This is a genomic window from Methylobacillus arboreus (assembly GCF_020532725.1).
Classification (GTDB): Bacteria; Pseudomonadota; Gammaproteobacteria; order Burkholderiales; family Methylophilaceae; genus Methylobacillus; species Methylobacillus arboreus.
The window spans coordinates 43,936-60,996 of record NZ_JAJAVC010000003.1 but is presented as its reverse complement, the minus strand read 5'-3'; the positions used below and the strand labels follow the sequence as shown (position 1 = coordinate 60,996).

Annotated in this window: 14 protein-coding genes; 8 read left to right on the top strand and 6 right to left on the bottom strand. The window is 56.6% G+C overall.

Features of this window, described 5'->3' with window-relative positions; translation table 11 throughout:
* Positions 1-23 precede the first annotated feature (23 nt).
* From secG to LG198_RS00275, 4 genes are all read right to left on the bottom strand, one after another.
* Entirely contained in the window at positions 24-359 is a 336-nt protein-coding gene (gene secG, locus LG198_RS00290; RefSeq protein WP_230341183.1) for a preprotein translocase subunit SecG, read from the bottom strand.
* Positions 360-382: 23 nt separating this feature from the next.
* Positions 383-1,141, bottom strand: coding sequence for a triose-phosphate isomerase (gene tpiA / locus LG198_RS00285; protein ID WP_230341182.1), 759 nt, complete (start codon positions 1,139-1,141; stop codon positions 383-385).
* A 69-nt stretch (positions 1,142-1,210) separates the two neighbouring features.
* On the bottom strand, positions 1,211-2,905 hold the full coding sequence (gene recJ, locus LG198_RS00280) for a single-stranded-DNA-specific exonuclease RecJ (RefSeq protein ID WP_230341181.1): 1,695 nt from the start codon (positions 2,903-2,905) through the stop codon (positions 1,211-1,213).
* The gene (locus tag LG198_RS00275) at positions 2,905-3,849 is read right to left on the bottom strand and encodes a hypothetical protein (protein ID WP_230341180.1); all 945 of its coding nucleotides are present in this window, start codon (positions 3,847-3,849) and stop codon (positions 2,905-2,907) included. Before LG198_RS00275 ends, recJ begins: the two co-directional genes overlap by 1 nt.
* A 72-nt stretch (positions 3,850-3,921) precedes the next feature.
* On the opposite strand from LG198_RS00275, the gene LG198_RS00270 reads away from it, so the two are divergent.
* The 5 genes from LG198_RS00270 (at position 3,922) to LG198_RS00250 (ending at position 9,021) form a co-directional block, all read left to right on the top strand.
* Positions 3,922-4,374: a SixA phosphatase family protein gene (locus tag LG198_RS00270; protein ID WP_230341179.1), complete on the top strand. Its 453-nt coding sequence runs from the start codon at positions 3,922-3,924 to the stop codon at positions 4,372-4,374.
* Positions 4,375-4,417: 43 nt separating this feature from the next.
* The gene (locus tag LG198_RS00265) at positions 4,418-5,065 is read left to right on the top strand and encodes a ParA family protein (RefSeq protein WP_230341178.1); all 648 of its coding nucleotides are present in this window, start codon (positions 4,418-4,420) and stop codon (positions 5,063-5,065) included.
* A gap of 16 nt (positions 5,066-5,081) precedes the next feature.
* The gene (locus LG198_RS00260) at positions 5,082-6,566 is read left to right on the top strand and encodes a CYTH and CHAD domain-containing protein (RefSeq protein WP_230341177.1); all 1,485 of its coding nucleotides are present in this window, start codon (positions 5,082-5,084) and stop codon (positions 6,564-6,566) included.
* A gap of 71 nt (positions 6,567-6,637) precedes the next feature.
* The gene (locus tag LG198_RS00255) at positions 6,638-7,006 is read left to right on the top strand and encodes a DUF6394 family protein (RefSeq protein ID WP_230341176.1); all 369 of its coding nucleotides are present in this window, start codon (positions 6,638-6,640) and stop codon (positions 7,004-7,006) included.
* A 323-nt stretch (positions 7,007-7,329) separates the two neighbouring features.
* Positions 7,330-9,021 carry a potassium channel family protein gene (locus LG198_RS00250; RefSeq protein ID WP_230342027.1) on the top strand — a complete coding sequence of 564 codons (1,692 nt, stop codon included), beginning with the start codon at positions 7,330-7,332 and terminating at the stop codon, positions 9,019-9,021.
* A gap of 22 nt (positions 9,022-9,043) precedes the next feature.
* Here LG198_RS00250 and arfB read toward each other — a convergent pair whose 3' ends face one another.
* Positions 9,044-9,460, bottom strand: coding sequence for an alternative ribosome rescue aminoacyl-tRNA hydrolase ArfB (arfB, locus tag LG198_RS00245; protein ID WP_230341175.1), 417 nt, complete (start codon positions 9,458-9,460; stop codon positions 9,044-9,046).
* The gene (locus LG198_RS00240) at positions 9,438-10,928 is read right to left on the bottom strand and encodes a M17 family metallopeptidase (RefSeq protein WP_230341174.1); all 1,491 of its coding nucleotides are present in this window, start codon (positions 10,926-10,928) and stop codon (positions 9,438-9,440) included. Before LG198_RS00240 ends, arfB begins: the two co-directional genes overlap by 23 nt.
* Before the next feature lie 197 nt (positions 10,929-11,125).
* Here LG198_RS00240 and aceE point away from each other — a divergent pair, with 197 nt between their 5' ends.
* The 3 genes from aceE (at position 11,126) to lpdA (ending at position 17,009) form a co-directional block, all read left to right on the top strand.
* Entirely contained in the window at positions 11,126-13,780 is a 2,655-nt protein-coding gene (aceE, locus tag LG198_RS00235) for a pyruvate dehydrogenase (acetyl-transferring), homodimeric type (protein ID WP_230341173.1), read from the top strand.
* Between the two features lie 96 nt (positions 13,781-13,876).
* Positions 13,877-15,217 carry a dihydrolipoyllysine-residue acetyltransferase gene (gene aceF, locus LG198_RS00230; RefSeq protein ID WP_230341172.1) on the top strand — a complete coding sequence of 447 codons (1,341 nt, stop codon included), beginning with the start codon at positions 13,877-13,879 and terminating at the stop codon, positions 15,215-15,217.
* Positions 15,218-15,233: 16 nt separating this feature from the next.
* Entirely contained in the window at positions 15,234-17,009 is a 1,776-nt protein-coding gene (lpdA, locus tag LG198_RS00225) for a dihydrolipoyl dehydrogenase (protein WP_230341171.1), read from the top strand.
* Positions 17,010-17,061 lie beyond the last annotated feature (52 nt).

Below are 17,061 nucleotides of genomic sequence, written 5' to 3'. Positions count from 1 at the left end.
GCTTCAAACCCATCATCTAAAAATTACTGAGGTACATCCTTGGCCGATGAGGGTTCGGCAGGCTTGGGCACATCAGATGCTGGCGCAGATTTTACTACAGACTTCTGCACCACGCTGCCCTGTTCTGAACGATGACTGGCAAGATACGCAAGACTCATGCTGGTCACGAAAAAGATAGCAACAAAGATAGCAGTAGCTCGACTCATAAAGTTTGAGGACCCACTTACTCCGAACAGGCTGCCGGAAGCGCCGCTACCAAACGCAGCGCCCATATCGGCGCCCTTGCCGTGCTGCAACAGCACAAGGCCAACAACGCCCAGCGCAGCAATGACATGTATGACTGTTACAATGGTTTCCATTTTCTCTTACAATCCCTGCCCGCTTAAATTTTGCAAGCAGCGCGACAAATTCTTTCAAAATCATTAGCATCCAGCGAACATCTACCAATCAGTCCGCCGTCAATGTCCGACATAGACAGTAATTGTGCCGCATTTCTCGGATTTACGCTACCCCCATAGATAATTCTTGCGCTTTCCGCCGCCCCAGGATGCATGGCTGCAATCCGCTCACGAATAAAGGAATGCGCAGCGCGAGCCTGTTCAGACGTCGCATTCTTGTTGGTACCAATTGCCCATACCGGCTCATAGGCAATCACGGCCCGGTCCAGTAAGGCACCACCCGAGACTGACAGAATCGCGTCCAGTTGATTGGCAATCGCATACTCCATTACTCCGGACTCACGCTCCTGCAAGGTTTCACCGACGCAGAAAATAGGAGTAATGCCATGTTGCTTGGCAATGGCGAACTTATCGGCAATATTGGCACTACTCTCGCAGTAGGCATCGCTACGCTCAGAGTGCCCGACAATCACATAGCTAGCGCCAAACTCCTTGAGCATGGCTGCACTGACCTCGCCGGTATAGGCGCCATTCTCATGCGAGGCGACATTCTGAGCACCCCAGGCAATGTTGGTTCCAGTCAGGATATGCTGCGCCTGGAACAGATAGGGATAAGGAACGCAGACGGCGATATCAACATGCCCTACACCCTTGAGACCGTGCACAAGCGCTTCCAGCAACCTCTGGTTTTGTGCAAGGTTGCCATTCATTTTCCAGTTGCCGACAACCAGCTTGCGACGCATAAAAAACCCGAAAAAAATTTCTTTGATATTACCGCGCTGCAACAAACACGGTCAATGCGAATACTTGGCCTAGACTGACTCGCGCCAATGCTGTAGGCAGAGCTGTACTGACTGCACGCCACGATACTCATTTACTTGGACTTGATAAACCACATGCACGATTTCAGGCAGAAACTCCTCTTGCCTGAAAAAAATCGCGGCAAACACCTGGCCCGATTTTTCCAGGTTGAGCTTGAGGTGGCGCTCACCGACAATGCGTTGGTCAACCACCCGGAACTCATCAAAGAAGAGTGGCGGCGGAAAACCCTGCCCCCACACCTGTCGCTCCAGTGCATGCGCCATGTCCAGGCCGACATCCTCAGCCGGCAGCGAGCCATCGACCTCAATCACGGCCTCAAGCTGCTCCGGAGTCAGCAGGCTTGCAACCACTGCTTCGAAAGCAATATTGAACCGGGCAAAATCCTGCTCGCGAATGCTCAAGCCTGCGGCCATGGCATGTCCGCCGAACTTCAACAATAGACCGGGCTCGCGCTTGGAGAGCAAATCCAGGGCATCACGCAGATGCAGGCCGGGAATTGAGCGTCCCGACCCCTTGATTTCGCCATCATTGGCAGGCGCAAATGCAATCACCGGACGGTGAAACCGTTCCTTGATACGCGATGCCAGGATACCAATCACGCCCTGGTGCCAATCTGCCTGAAACAGGCTCAGGCTGTATCTTCCCACCGCATCGATTTCATCCAGCACGATCATGGCACCATCCTGCATGCCGGCCTCGATGTTACGCCGTTCCTGATTCAGTTCATGCAACTGCTGCGCCAGAGCACGGGCAACACCCGGATCCTGTTCCAGCAAACAGGCAATCCCCAGCGTCATGTCATCCAGACGGCCTGCCGCATTCAGGCGAGGGCCGATACTGAACCCGAGGTCCTGCGGGCCAGCCTTGGCAGTATCCCGCCCCGCCACCTCAAACAAGGCCAGGATGCCTGGGCTGCACTTCCCTGCGCGAATTCGGCGCAATCCCTGCTCCACAAGAATCCGGTTGTTGTCGTCGAGCCGTACCAAGTCGGCCACCGTTCCCAATGCAACCAGGTCCAGCAACTCGGTCAAGTTAGGCTCTGTGCTTGCGGCAAACACGCCACGCTTGCGCAACTCAGCACGCAGCGCAAGCAGCACGTAAAACATCACCCCTACTCCTGCCAGGTTTTTGCTGGGAAAATCACAGCCAAGCTGATTGGGATTGACGATACACGCTGCGCGGGGTGCGACGTCGCCAGGCAAGTGATGGTCGGTTACCAGGACCGGGATACCCAGTCTGTGCGCAGCCTCTACGCCTTCCACACTGGCAATGCCGTTATCGACGGTCAGGATAAGGTCAGGATGCTGGCCTGCCGCCAGTGCCACGATCTCCGGCGTGAGGCCATAGCCATATTCAAAGCGGTTGGGCACGAGAAAATCGACCTTGCCTCCCATGCTACGCAAGCCCTTGACGGCGACCGCAGTAGCCGTGGCGCCATCGGCATCGTAGTCACCCACCACCATGATATGCTTGCCAGCTTTTATGGCATCGGCCAGCAAGCCGGCCATTTTCTGATTGCCCGTCAGCCTTTCAGGCGGAATTAATCGCGCGAGGCTGGCTTCCAACTGCCCGGCTTCGCGAATGCCACGCGCAGCAAGCAGGCGCGCCAGTGCCGGGCGAATACCGGCATCCATCAATGCCTTGCAGGCATTCTGGTCAAAACTTCTTTGTACGATCTGTACCATCAAAAATACGTTTCTATTGTTTTTGGCTTGCGCCAGAATTTCCAGAGATCGGCCGGCCTGATCTGCACATGCAGAATACGGCCAGGCCAGGCCAGATACAATTCAAGGTGATGCAATCGGCGTGCCTTCAATGCCCGCCACAATTGCCCACTCAAATCAGCGTCCACTGCACGGAATGACGCCTGCACCAGGCAATACGCATGCTGTTGCGCCAGGACTTCGTCCAGGCCGGTAAAAGGTGAGATTACCGCACCGGAAGACACTGCCATGCCACACAGGCTGGCATCGTCACTATAAACCCTGCATGGCAAGGCATGGCCAGAAGACGGGACACCGCCGCCGCCATGCAGCCAAACACTATTGACGGCAAGGTCCCCGCGCGCTTCGCGCTCCTGATTCACCGCATGGCTGAACAACAGCATCTGCATTTCATTGAGCAATTGTCGCCAGCGTTGCGCATCACGTCCTTGCGGCAGCCAGGGCGTGATTTCCCGGCCCGAGGCTGTCCCCAGCGACGTTGTCACGAGCTCTGGCGTAGCCTCCAGGCGCAGGTACCAATGCCCCTGAATGCCCGGTAGAAACACCAGCCCCTCCCCGGAAAAATGCCGGTTCAGACTCTCGCGCAATGCCTCATCTTCAGCACTTGTCAACGGCAAGGGTGCCGGCTGGTTAAGCAGAAAGGAATCCCGCTGCAGAAACAGATTCACCGGGCTGGCCAGCAGCCAATAGGCATCATCAACCGGCATGCCCTGCCCTAGGCGCGCCAATGCGGCCAAGGGCCAGTCTTGCTGCCTGGCGATTCCAAACCCGCGACACAGGCTAGCTTCCCACTCATCCTCAAGCCATTGCACACGGCCACGCGCCAACAGGCGCAACAATGCATCATCGGTAGCGATGGCATCGAGGCTTTCAGGGATGCCGGAAAGATAGATTTGCAATTTCACACAGATGTCACTTTGTCATGAAGCACGTTGAGCGCTAAGATAGAAGGACACTCTCAGCTTAGCAACAAGGTTATGGATATTATTTTATGGCGTCACGCTGAAGCCGAGGAAGGCTCGCCAGATCTTGCACGCAGGCTTACCGCCAGAGGCGAACAGCAGGCAGAAAAAATGGCCGCCTGGCTCAAACAGCACATGCCTGCCAATACCCGCATTCTTGCCAGCCCGGCCCAACGCACACAACAAACCGCAAGTGCCCTTGGACTGGAGTTTACCACTTTGGACGAACTAGCTCCGGGCTCATCGCCTCAAGCCTTGCTTGAGGTAGCGGGCTGGCCACTCGGCAAGGACAGTGTGCTCATCATCGGCCACCAGCCAACCCTGGGCATGGCCGCGGCATATGCCATGACGCGGCGCATGCAATACTGGAGCGTGAAAAAAGGCGCAATCTGGTGGATTGCCAACCGCCGCCGCGGCGAGGAAGAGCAAACCTTGCTGCGTGCCATGCTGACGCCAGAACTACTTTAACAAGTTCTGGAATGATCAGAAAAAATAATCTTCAGGAGAAAACTTGAGCACTATTCTGATTGCCAATCCCAAGGGAGGAAGCGGAAAAACCACCTTGGCAACCAATCTTGCCGGCTACTTTGCCAGCCGGGGACGGCATGTGGTGCTCTCCGATATGGACAGGCAACGCTCTGCCTTGCAATGGCTGGAACGCCGCCCCTACAAGCTACCATTGATCCATGGGCAGGATGGGCGCGGCCATTATGCCAACAGCCTGAGCGCAGACTGGACCATTATCGATTCCCCTGCAGGATTGCGCGGAGAAAAGCTCAGCCAGGCAGTCAAGGACGCCGATTTTGTCATCGTCCCCATGCAGCCATCTGCTTTTGATATAGGTGCTACACGTGATTTCCTGCAAATACTGCAGGAAGAAAAATCCATCCGCAAAGGACGAACATTTGTCTCCATGATCGGCATGCGGGTGGACAACCGCACGCGCGCCGCCCAGACGTTGCAGGAATTTCTGGCTGCTTCCGACTTTCCTTCTGTAGGCAATCTGCGTAATGCCCAGGTGTATGCATTGGCAGCAGAGCAAGGGGCGAGCCTGTTTGACATTCGCCCATCGCAAGTCAGCCGTGACTTGCAGCAATGGGCGCCCTTGCTGCACTGGCTGGTCAACGCCAAGAAACAACAAGCCGTCAAAGGCAAATAATTACCAAGGAGGGAATATGCCGAACGAGATCGAGCTCAAATTGCGCATCGCCAAAGCGGATATTCCCCGCCTGCGGCGCCATGCGTCCATCCGCAAACATATTGCGGAAAAAGCCATCACAAGGCGCCTGGTCAGCACCTATTACGACACAGATGACTTGCAGCTATTCGACCAGCGCGTCAGTCTGCGTGTACGCCGCATGTCGGGCGGCTGGTTCCAGGCAGTCAAGGCAGCAGGCCATTCTCTGGCAGGGTTGCATCAGCGCCTGGAATGGGAAGACATTATCTCCAGGGGAGAACCCGATTACACCAAGATCACCGACCCCAGCCTGATCCCGATTTTTGACCAGCCGGCCTTGCGCCAGGCGCTCAGGCCAATCTTCACCACCGACATGCGCCGCACCGAGTGGCAGTTGAACTATCACGGCAGCCATATCGAACTGTCACTGGATGACGGCCTGCTTATCGTCGGCGACAAGCAGCAACCCTTGATCGAGATTGAGCTGGAACTCAAGCAGGGCAATATTGCCCATCTGTTTGCCCTGGCGCTGGAATTGCAGGCAGACATTCCGCTCAGCATAGAAAATGTCAGCAAGGCCCAGCGCGGCTATGCCTATTATCGCGACTTTACGCAAGCAGCCTCCAAGGCAAAGCCTGCAGGCCTGACATCTGCAGACAGCCCCAGCGAAGCATTTGAGAAGATAGGCTGGGAATGCCTGCGTCATCTGCAAAGCAACCAGGCCATTGCCATACAGGCTGACGACACAGAGGGCGTGCACCAGATGCGCATCGCATTGCGCCGCCTGAAAGCCGCCCTGAAAACCTTCGCGATTCAGGATGATGCCATCAAGGAAGAACTCAGCTGGCTCAGTGACCTGCTGTCCAAGCCGCGCGACCTGGATGTGCTGCTATATGAAACGCTACCCAGCCTCAAGCTGCCTGCGGATCAAATCGGGCAAGCACAATCCCATGTCGAGCGCGCAAAGAAACGCGCCTACAGCAAGCTGCGCAATGGATTGAAACAGGCACGATACCAGCGCTTGCTACTCACACTGGGACACCTTTTTGCAAGCGGCCTGCAAGACAATGGCAGCACACTGCAAAAAATCACGGACAAGCAACTGCGACGCACACACAGCAAACTGCTGAAACGCGGAAAACGATTGACCAAATTACCCGCTGAAAAACGGCACCAGGTACGCATCCAAGCACGCCGCCTGCGCTACACACTGGAATTCTTAAGCCCGGTTTACCCTGGCAAAAAAACAGCAACGCAGGCGGAAAAACTGCTCTCCGCCTTGCGTGATGCGCAAACCAGGCTGGGCAGCCTCAATGACATTGCCGTGACCAGCCGCACGTTGGCGCAAATGAGCAAACGCACCCCCGGCTTGCAACCTGCCTGGCTGGCCTGGCAGCAAGCGGCGGCCAAGCTTGAAAAACGCCAACGCGCTGCATTGCCCGCATCATGGAAGATACTGCTGCAAGCGAAAACCTTCTGGTAAGCGTGCCATGAACGGCAAAATCCACTAAACTCGCCACAACTCTCTCAACCTGCACACGCATAGGGATCAAAATGAATCTGGAAAAAGTCATTTTCGGCTTCTTCATCGTATTGGCGATGACCCTCAATTTCGGCTTTTTCATCGGCGGCACCGGCAACCCGATTGAGCACCACATCTATGAGCTTTATGCTGCCATCGTGGTCAACCTGATCGCCACAGTGCTCAAGTTTGGCGACCGCTCGCAAATCGGTGCAATCCATCTGTCCACCAGCCTGGTCGCGGATTTGCAGTTGATTGCCGCCGCCATCGTCTGGGTGGTAGCCAATGCCGACGAATCCGGCACCGCGGCACGTGTCGTCTCATTGAGCGGGGGCGCCCTGCTTGCCAATATCACCTCGGTCATCCTGCTGCTGGCAGAAACCATTACGCTGCGCCGATAAATTCCAAGAGCCTGTTGATGATTATTTCATGGGGTACGCATGGCTTTAAAACGCGTCCGGTCAAGGCGCAGTCCGCAGGTAATGCTCATTGCCTTGCCAAGGGCTGCAACGCGGAGCGGGCGCGTTTTGGAGCCATGCCCTTCGGGTTATCCCAGCAACGCAGCCGCTGCGTCGTTGCAAATCCTCGCCGGGCAATAAGCCCGTCTGCGGTTTGCGCCTTGCATCACCTACGTTGCCGGGACAACGTACCCCATGAAATAATCATCAACAGGCTCTAAGCGGAAGCGCTTGTGAATAATATCTTCTTCCTGATCCTGCGGCGCATGCGCGCGCCGCTGATCACGGTGATCGTCACCTACACCATCGCCATTGTCGGCCTGACATTGATGCCGGGGATGGATGACCATGGCAACCCATGGCACATGAGCCTCTTCGAGGCATTTTATGTGATCAGCTACACTGCCACCACCATCGGTTTTGGCGAAGTACCTTTCCCTTACAGTGACACCCAGCGGCTGTGGATGACCTTCTCGATCTACTTCACCGTCATTCCCTGGTTTTATGCCATTGGTAAGATCATTTCGCTCTTCCAGGACCCTGCCCTGAAGCAGGCACTGACTACCAGCAGCTTCGGCCGGGCTGTGGAAAATCTGCATGAACCATTCTTTATCGTTTCAGGCTATGGTGAAACCGGCAGCCTGCTGGTCAAGGCGCTGGACCACAAGGGCATACGCGTTGTTGTCACCGAAAGGGACCAGGACCGGGTCAATGACCTGGAACTTGAAGACTATCAGTTCGATATTCCCGTGCTCTGCTCCGATGCCAAAATGCCGGACACGCTGCTGCGCGCCGGCGTACGCCACCCCATGTGCAAGGGCATTGCCGCGCTTACCGATAACGACCATGTCAACCTCGCGATTGCCGTTGCCGCGAAACTGCTCAATCCCAAGCTTACCGTACTGGCGCGGGCAGAAGACGACGAAGTCGCTGCCAACATGGCCTCTTTCGGCACAGACCATATCCTGAATCCCTACACCCTGTTCGGCGACCAGTTGGGCATGGAAGTGCATGCGATCGGCACTTATCTGCTGCACCGCTGGCTGACTGGCGTTCCCGGTGAATCGCTGACCTTGCCCAAGGTGCCGCCGATAGGCAAATGGATCGTCTGCGGCTATGGCCGTTTCGGCAAGGCAGTGGTCGAGAATCTGGAACGCGAGCAAATCACCACTGTCGTGATAGAGGCCGACCCGGAACTGACGCATTGCAAACAATGCGTTGTCGGCAACGGCACCGAGGCAGGCACGCTCACAGAAGCAGGCATAGAAGGCGCGGTCGGCATTGTGGCGGGCACCAACAACGATATCAACAACCTGTCCATCGTGATGACGGCGCAGAAGATGAATCCCGACCTGTTCGTCGTGGTACGCAAGAACCGCCGGTTCAACGAGCCGTTGTTCGAGCATTTCAATGCCGATATTTCCATGGACCCGAGCGCCATCATCGCCCATGAATGCCTGGCACGTATGATCACTCCCATGATGACGCATTTCCTGCAATTGGTACGCACACAGGACAACACCTGGGCCAACCAGTTGATCAGCCAGCTGGTGGAAGTGGTTGGCGAGAATGTACCGGAAGCCTGGGGCGTCACCATCGATGCCGACCATAGCCCCGCCGTTGCCAACCTGATTGCCTGGGGCCTGCCCGTCACGCTGGACTCCCTCATGCGCGACCCGGGGAACCGCACAGAGCGGCTGGCACTGGTGCCGCTGATGCTGATCCGTAGCGGAAAATATGAACTACTGCCGGAACCGCACCTGCCATTGCAGGTAGGCGACCGCTTGCTGTTCTGCGGCACGCCCAATGCCAAATCTGCCCAGCCGATTACCCAGAGCAACCACAAGATACTAACCTGGATCATCAATGGCCGCGAAATCGCCGATGGCTGGCTATGGCGCTGGATGTCACGCAAAATCACCCGTTTACGCAAGTTGCATAAACAGACAAAACACTAACTTCAACAGACCCTAACTCGCGCTAATCATCTATCCCGCGGCGCAATGCCTTGCGTTCGGCAAGACGCCGCTTTCCTTCCAGGCGGCGCAATTGTGCGCCCCTGGTCGGCCTGGTGGGCACACGCGGCTTGGGTGGCCTGGCGACACGGTTCACCAAGTCATGCAACCGTGCCAATGCATCAGCACGATTCAACTCCTGGCTGCGGTGCAGTTGCGCCTTGATGATAATAACGCCATCACGCGTGATGCGATGGTCGGAAAGGCGCAATAGCTTGTCCTTCACGGCATCAGGCAATGACGAGGCCTTGACATCAAAACGCAGGTGGATCGCGCTGGAAACCTTGTTGACATTCTGCCCACCAGCCCCTTGCGCACGCACCGCTGTGATCTCGACCTCATCCAGATGGATTGAAATATCAGGCGTGTGATTCATTACCATGACGCTGCGCCAAAATCATTAGGGCCTGCCTGAGCAATTCAAGCCCAAAACTCACGCCAAAACCATTCACATCACCGGCGACCGCACCCAGCCCGCCTTTGCGATTGTAAGAAGAAAGGTCAACATGCACCCACGGCGTCTCATGCTCGACAAACCGGGATAAAAAGCGTGCAGCAAGGATATGGTCGGCACCGCCTTCCAACGTGCATTGTTTGATGTCGGCAATATCGCTCTCAAGGTCTTCTTCGTAATCCTCGTCAAAAGGCAGCACGCAAACACGCTCGCCAACGGTACTGCCGACCTTGACTGCGGCCTGCAGCCAGCGCTCGTTCTTGCCGATGATGCCGCTGTAACGGTCGCCTAGTGCCGTATGCATACTGCCAGTCAGGGTGGCAAAATCAAGGATAAATTCCGGCTTCGCACGTGAAGCCAATGTGAGCGTATCTGCCAGCACCATGCGCCCTTCAGCGTCGGTGTGCACGATTTCTATCGTCGTGCCATTCAGCGCCGTCACCACATCGCTCTGCTTGTAGGCATGCGGGCCAATATGATTTTGTGCAATCGCCAGCCAGCAATCAATCTTGACCGGCAACCCGGACTGGCTCGCAGCCAGCAATATGCCAAGTGCAACCGCAGAACCATTCATATCCTCATGCATGCCGCTCATATAGCGCGCGGGCTTGAGGTTATGGCCGCCGGTATCAAAGCAGATGCCCTTGCCCACCAAGGCCACATGCTGTTTTGCACCTTTGGGGGCATAGGTAAGATGCACAATTGCCGCATCTTGCGGATCAGACCCCTGTGCTACCGCGACAAACGCGCCGGCCCCCAACTTGCGCAGTTTTTTGATATCAAACTCCTCATGCTTCCAGCCTTGCTGCTTGGCCAGTGCGGCAATTTGCTCGCGATACCGGCCTGGCGTCAGTTCATTCGGCGGTGTCAACGTGAGACTACGGGTCAATTGACTACCTAATACCAGTGCATTAATGTCGGCATAGCCCTCAGCAGATTTCCAGCCATGGATGGAAATAGTCCTGAGCGGGAGGTCTTTTTGCTTGGATTTGCGCGTTGGCACGGGCACGGCATTCACGCTCAGTACATAGAATGCCTCGCGTGCCGCCTGGCTTCGCAACGCATTGTCACCCAACACTACCACGATCACGGTTTGCGGCTGGTCGTCCAGCAGCACCTTGCTGGCCTTGCGTAGCAGGGTGTGGCGCTGGAAGGTATTCTGCTTGCCGTCCAGTACCAGCCAGCTCGCGACACCGCCATTGGGCAGGTCTGCAGATAAGGGAGTTTTCGCCAGATCTGTATATTTGCTGCGTGCGCGCCGCAACCTCGCTTCAAGCACAGAAACCAAAGGCAGGGCAGCAGGTTTGTTTTTGGGCAGAACAAACAGTATATGGCTAGCCGTTGCCAGGGATTTTTCATCTGCCAGGGCGGCAGATTGCTTGAGTTGCACGGTCATAAGATTCCTCTTGTTTTTAGCGGGTTAGCCCCTTGGTTTCATGCGCTGGCGGAAGCGGCAAAACTTGACCTGATCAGTCAAAAAAGCCAATATAGCGACTTCAAAACGGCCTCAAGCCATAACGACATTTCAAGCTTGATGCTGCATCAGGCTGATTATACCCAAGCGAATCATAAAAGTTTCCCGGAGAATCCTACATGGCATTGACCCCCGATATTGACCCTCAAGAAACCCAGGAATGGCTTGAAGCCATCTCATCGGTACTTGAGAACGAGGGAACCGAGCGCGCGCACTTCCTGCTGGAAACGCTGATCGACAAGGCTCGCCGCTCAGGTGCATATTTACCGTACAACGCAACCACGGCTTACGTAAACACCATTCCCGCGCACCTGCAGCCCAAGCATCCTGGCGACACTGCCATGGAACGCAAGATCCGCGCCCTGATCCGCTGGAACGCGATCATGACCGTGTTGCGCGCCAACGAGAAATCCCCCGGCGTCGGCGGCCATATCGCCAGCTTCCAGTCAGCCGCAACCCTGTATGACACCGGCTTCAACCACTTTTTCCGTGCCGCCAATGAAAACTTCGGCGGTGACCTGATTTACTTCCAGGGCCATTCCTCACCAGGCGTCTATGCGCGCGCCTTCCTTGAAGGCAGGTTGACCGAGGAGCAAATGTCCAATTTCCGTATTGAAACGGAAGGCAATGGACTTTCCTCTTACCCGCATCCTTGGCTGATGCCTGACTTCTGGCAGTTCCCCACCGTCTCCATGGGGCTTGGCCCATTGCAGGGCATTTACCAGGCTCGTTTCCTCAAGTATCTGCATGACCGTGGCATTGCCGACACCTCAGACCGCAAGGTCTGGGTTTTCTGTGGCGACGGCGAAATGGATGAGCCTGAGTCACTGGGCGCCATCTCACTGGCCGCCCGTGAAAAGCTGGACAACCTGATTTTTGTCATCAACTGTAACCTGCAGCGCCTGGATGGCCCGGTACGCGGCAACGGCAAGGTGATCCAGGAATTCGAGGCCGCATTCCGTGGCTCCGGCTGGAACGTGCTGAAAGTATTGTGGGGCTCCTACTGGGACCCATTGCTGGCGATGGACAAGGACGGCTTGCTCAAAAAACGCATGGAAGAATGCGTGGACGGCGAATACCAGAACTTCAAGGCCAAGGGCGGCGCCTATACGCGCGAGCACTTCTTCGGCAAATATCCTGAACTGAAGGAAATGGTCGCAGCGATGTCCGATGAAGACATCTGGCGCCTGAACCGTGGCGGCCACGACCCGCACAAGGTTTATGCGGCCTATCACTCCGCGGTTAACCATAAGGGCCAGCCTACCGTGATCCTGGCCAAGACCGTCAAGGGTTATGGCATGGGCCAGGAAGGCGAAGGCCAGAACACCACCCACCAGCAAAAGAGCATGGGCGTGGAAACGCTGAAGGCCTTCCGTACCCGTTTTGACCTGCCGCTGACTGATGAACAGGTGGAAAACCTCTCGTTCTACCGTCCGGCAGATGACAGCCCGGAAATGCAGTACCTGAAATCCCGCCGTGAAGCGATGGGTGGCTTTGTGCCATCCCGCCGCCGCAAGGGCAATGAGCTGACCGTGCCGGAACTTTCGGCTTTCGAGAATATGCTGGGCGCCACCGGTGAGCGTGAAATCTCCACCACCATGGCCTTCGTGCGTATCCTCTCCACCCTGCTGCGCGACAAGCAGATCGGCAAGTACGTAGTACCTATCGTCCCGGACGAGGCCAGAACTTTCGGCATGGAAGGCATGTTCCGCCAACTCGGCATCTACTCTTCCGTCGGCCAGCTCTATGAGCCGCAGGATGCCGACCAGGTAATGTTCTACAAGGAATCCAAGGACGGCCAGATCCTGGAGGAAGGCATTAACGAGGCAGGCTCGTTCTCGTCATGGATTGCCGCTGCCACCTCCTACAGCGTGAGCGGGGTGCAGATGATCCCGTTCTATATCTTCTACTCCATGTTCGGCTTCCAGCGTATCGGCGACCTGGCCTGGGCAGCGGGCGATTCACGCGCACGCGGCTTCCTGCTTGGTGCTACCGCTGGCCGCACTACACTGAACGGTGAAGGCTTGCAGCACGAAGACGGCCACAGCCACCTGATGTCGGCTACCATCCCCAACTGCATTTCCTATGATCCAACCTTTGCCTACGAGCTGGCTGTGATCATCCAGGAAGGGCTGCGCCGCATGGTGCAAAACCAGGAAGATGTGTACTACTACATCACCCTGATGAACGAAAACTACACCCACCTCGCACTGCCTAAGGGCGCCGAGGAAGGCATACTCAAGGGTCTCTACCAATTCAGCCAATCCAAGGCCAAGGGCGCCAAGGTGCAACTCCTGGGCAGTGGCGTGATCCTGCGCGAAGTGATTGCGGCAGGCGAGCTGCTGGAAAAAGACTGGGGCGTTGCTGCCGACATCTGGAGCGTGACCAGCTTTACCGAGCTGCGCCGCGAAGGCCTGGACGTTGAGCGCTGGAACCTGCTCAACCCGGAAAAGGCACAGAAGGAAAGCTATGTCGCCAAGAGCCTGAAAAAGACCGAAGGTCCTGTGATCGCGTCTACCGACTATATGAAATCCTTTGCCGACCAGATCCGCAGCTTTATTCCACAGCGTTATGTCACCCTGGGCACGGATGGTTATGGCCGTTCCGACTCGCGCGAGGCCCTGCGCAGCTTCTTTGAAGTTGACCGCTACCACGTGGTAGTCGCGGCGCTGAAAGCATTAGCCGACGAAGGCAAACTGCCAGCAGCCAAGGCCGCTGAAGCTATCAAGAAATATAAACTCAACGCGAACAAGCCCAACCCGACTACGGTTTAACTTGATGCATTAAGCACATGCACAACAACCCCGCTGCAAGGCATGAGGCGGTTGTGCATGATGATCTTGAAAAGATGAATTTTAAGGAACACAAGCATGGCAATTAAAGAGGTACTCGTTCCCGACATCGGTAATTTTGACAGCGTTGATGTCATCGAAGTCCTGGTCAAGGCCGGCGACACTATCGCCAAGGATGACTCCCTGATCACCCTGGAATCCGACAAGGCGTCCATGGATATCCCTGCGCCTTTCGCCGGGACAGTCAAGGAAGTCAAGATCAAGGTCGGCGACAAGGCGGCCCAAGGTGGACTGATCCTGCTTCTGGATGCGGAAGAAGGCAGCAGTGCTGCTACTGCGCAACCAGCAGCTGAAGAAAAACCTGCGCCAGCCCCAGTGGCACAAGCAGCGCCTGCAGCCGCCGTGCCTGAGCCCACTCGTCCGGCACCGGAACCACCGCAAACCATACAACCGCAAGCTACCCCCAACCCGATTGCCGCCCATGTAGAAACGGCCCCGGGCAAGCAGGCACACGCCAGCCCGTCGGTCCGAAAATTTGCGCGGGAACTAGGCGTGAACCTCTCGCTGGTCAGCGCCAGCGGCCCGAAGAACCGCATCCTGCAAAGCGACGTACAGGCATTCGTCAAGGGTGAACTGAACAAGCCACGCGGCGGCGGTGTAGCCTCCGCTGGCGGCATTGCCGTGATACAGGCGCCGGTGATCGACTTCAGCCAGTTTGGCGGCACCGAGACCAAGCCGCTTTCCCGCATCAAGAAACTGTCCGGCGCCAACCTGCACCGCAACTGGGTGACTGCCCCGCACGTTACCCAGTTTGACGAGGCAGACATTACCGACCTCGAGGACTTCCGCAAGTCCATGCAGGCCGATGCCGAAAAACGCGGCGTCAAGCTGACCATGCTCGCCTTCCTGATCAAGGCCTCGGTCAATGCCTTGCGCACCTATCCGAATTTCAATGCTTCACTGTCACCGGATGGCGAAAACCTGATTCTCAAGCAATACTTCAACGTCGGCTTTGCCTGCGACACGCCGGATGGCCTGGTTGTGCCGGTCATCCGCGACGTCAACCGCAAGGACGTATTGGAAATCGCCGCAGAACTGGGCGAGCTCTCGGCAAAGGCACGTGAACGCAAGCTCAAGGTCGAAGAAATGCAGGGCGGCTGCTTCACCATCTCCAGCCTGGGCGGCATAGGCGGCACCGCATTCACGCCCATCATCAACTGCCCGGAAGTCGCCATCCTCGGCGTTTCCCGCTCCAGCATACAGCCGGTGTTCAACAGCAAGATCAAGGAATTCGAGCCGCGCTTGATCCTGCCGCTTTCCCTGTCTTACGACCACCGCGTCATCGACGGTGCTGACGGCGCACGCTTTACCAGCCACCTGCGCATGATGCTGTCTGACGTACGCCGTTTGTTGCTGTAAGAGTTGAGGGATAGAAATGAGCAAAATTACTGAAGTACTAGTGCCCGATATCGGCAATTTCGATAGCGTCGACGTCATCGAAGTGCTGGTCAAGGCTGGCGACACCATTGCCAAGGAAGACTCACTGATCACCCTGGAGTCCGACAAGGCGTCTATGGACATCCCTTCCTCTCACGCGGGCGTGGTGAAAGAAGTCAAGGTCAAAGTGGGCGACAAAGTTGCCAAGGGCGCACTGATCCTGCTGCTGGAAGAAGCCGCAGACGAAACTGCTGACCCTGCATCTGCAGCCCAGTCACAACCACAAGCAAGTCCTGCCGAAACAGCACCTGCTGCAGTTGCACCGACGCCTGCCCCAGCAACAGCTATAGGCGATGCTGACATCAACACCGAAGTCGTCGTGCTGGGCTCCGGCCCCGGCGGCTATACAGCCGCCTTTCGTGCCGCAGACCTCGGCAAGCAAGTGGTGCTGATCGAGCGCTATTCCACGCTGGGCGGCGTCTGCCTCAACGTAGGCTGCATCCCGTCCAAAGCCTTGCTGCATACCGCCAAGGTGATTACCGAGGCCGAGGAAACCAGCCATCACGGCGTCAGCTTCGGCAAACCCAAGATCAACCTGGATGAACTACGCGACTGGAAAGCCAACGACGTGGTCAACAAACTGACCGGCGGACTGGCTCAAATGGCCAAGCAGCGCGGCGTGACCGTGGTGCAGGGCGTAGGCAAGTTCACCAGCCCCAACCAGATTGACGTCACGGCCGCGGACGGCAAGGTCACCACTGTCGGCTTCCAGAACGCGATCATCGCGGCTGGCTCGCAAGCCACCAAGTTCCCCGGCGCGCCTGAAGACGAACGCATCATGGACTCCACCGGCGCTCTGGCGCTGGCTGACGTTCCCAAGCGCCTGCTCGTCATCGGCGGCGGCATCATCGGCCTGGAAATGGGTACCGTGTATGAAGCATTAGGCAGCAAGGTCAGCGTGGTCGAGTTCATGGACGGACTCATCCCGGGTGCCGACCGCGACCTGATCCGCCCTTTGCACAAACGCATGGAAAAGCGCTTCGAGAGCATCATGCTATCCACCAAGGTTGCTAAAATTGAAGCTAAGAAAGACGGCATCCATGTCAGCTTTGAAGGTGAAAACGCACCCAAGGACACCCAAGTCTATGATCGTGTGCTGGTCTCCATCGGCCGCCGCCCGAATGGCAAGAACATAGGCGCTGAAAACGCAGGCGTTGCCGTGGATGATCGCGGCTTTATCGCTGTGGACAAGCAGATGCGCACCAACGTGCCGCATATCTTCGCTATCGGCGATATCGTCGGCCAGCCTATGCTGGCGCACAAGGCCACGCATGAAGCCAAGGTAGCAGCCGAAGTCATTGCCGGGCACAAGGTTGAGTTCCAGGCATTGGCGATTCCGTCCGTAGCCTATACCGATCCTGAAGTGGCTTGGGCAGGTGTCACGGAAACGGAAGCTAAGGCCCAAGGCCTCAACATCGAGAAAGCCTCCTTCCCGTGGGCTGCCAGCGGACGCGCACTTTCCATCGCCCGCTCCGAAGGCAGTACCAAACTGATTTTCGACAAGGAAACCCATCGCGTCATTGGAGCCGGTATTGTCGGCACCAATGCAGGTGAGTTGTTGGCAGAGGCAGTATTGGCGATCGAAATGGGCGCTGATGCGCATGACCTGGGCCTTACCATCCATGCCCACCCGACTCTGTCCGAAACCATCTGCTTCGCAGCAGAACTCAAGGAAGGCACGATCACAGATATGCTGCCGCCGAAGAAGCGCTAACTTCTAAATCAAAATCCCGCTTATGCGGGATTTTTTTGCCTTTTACCTTTGC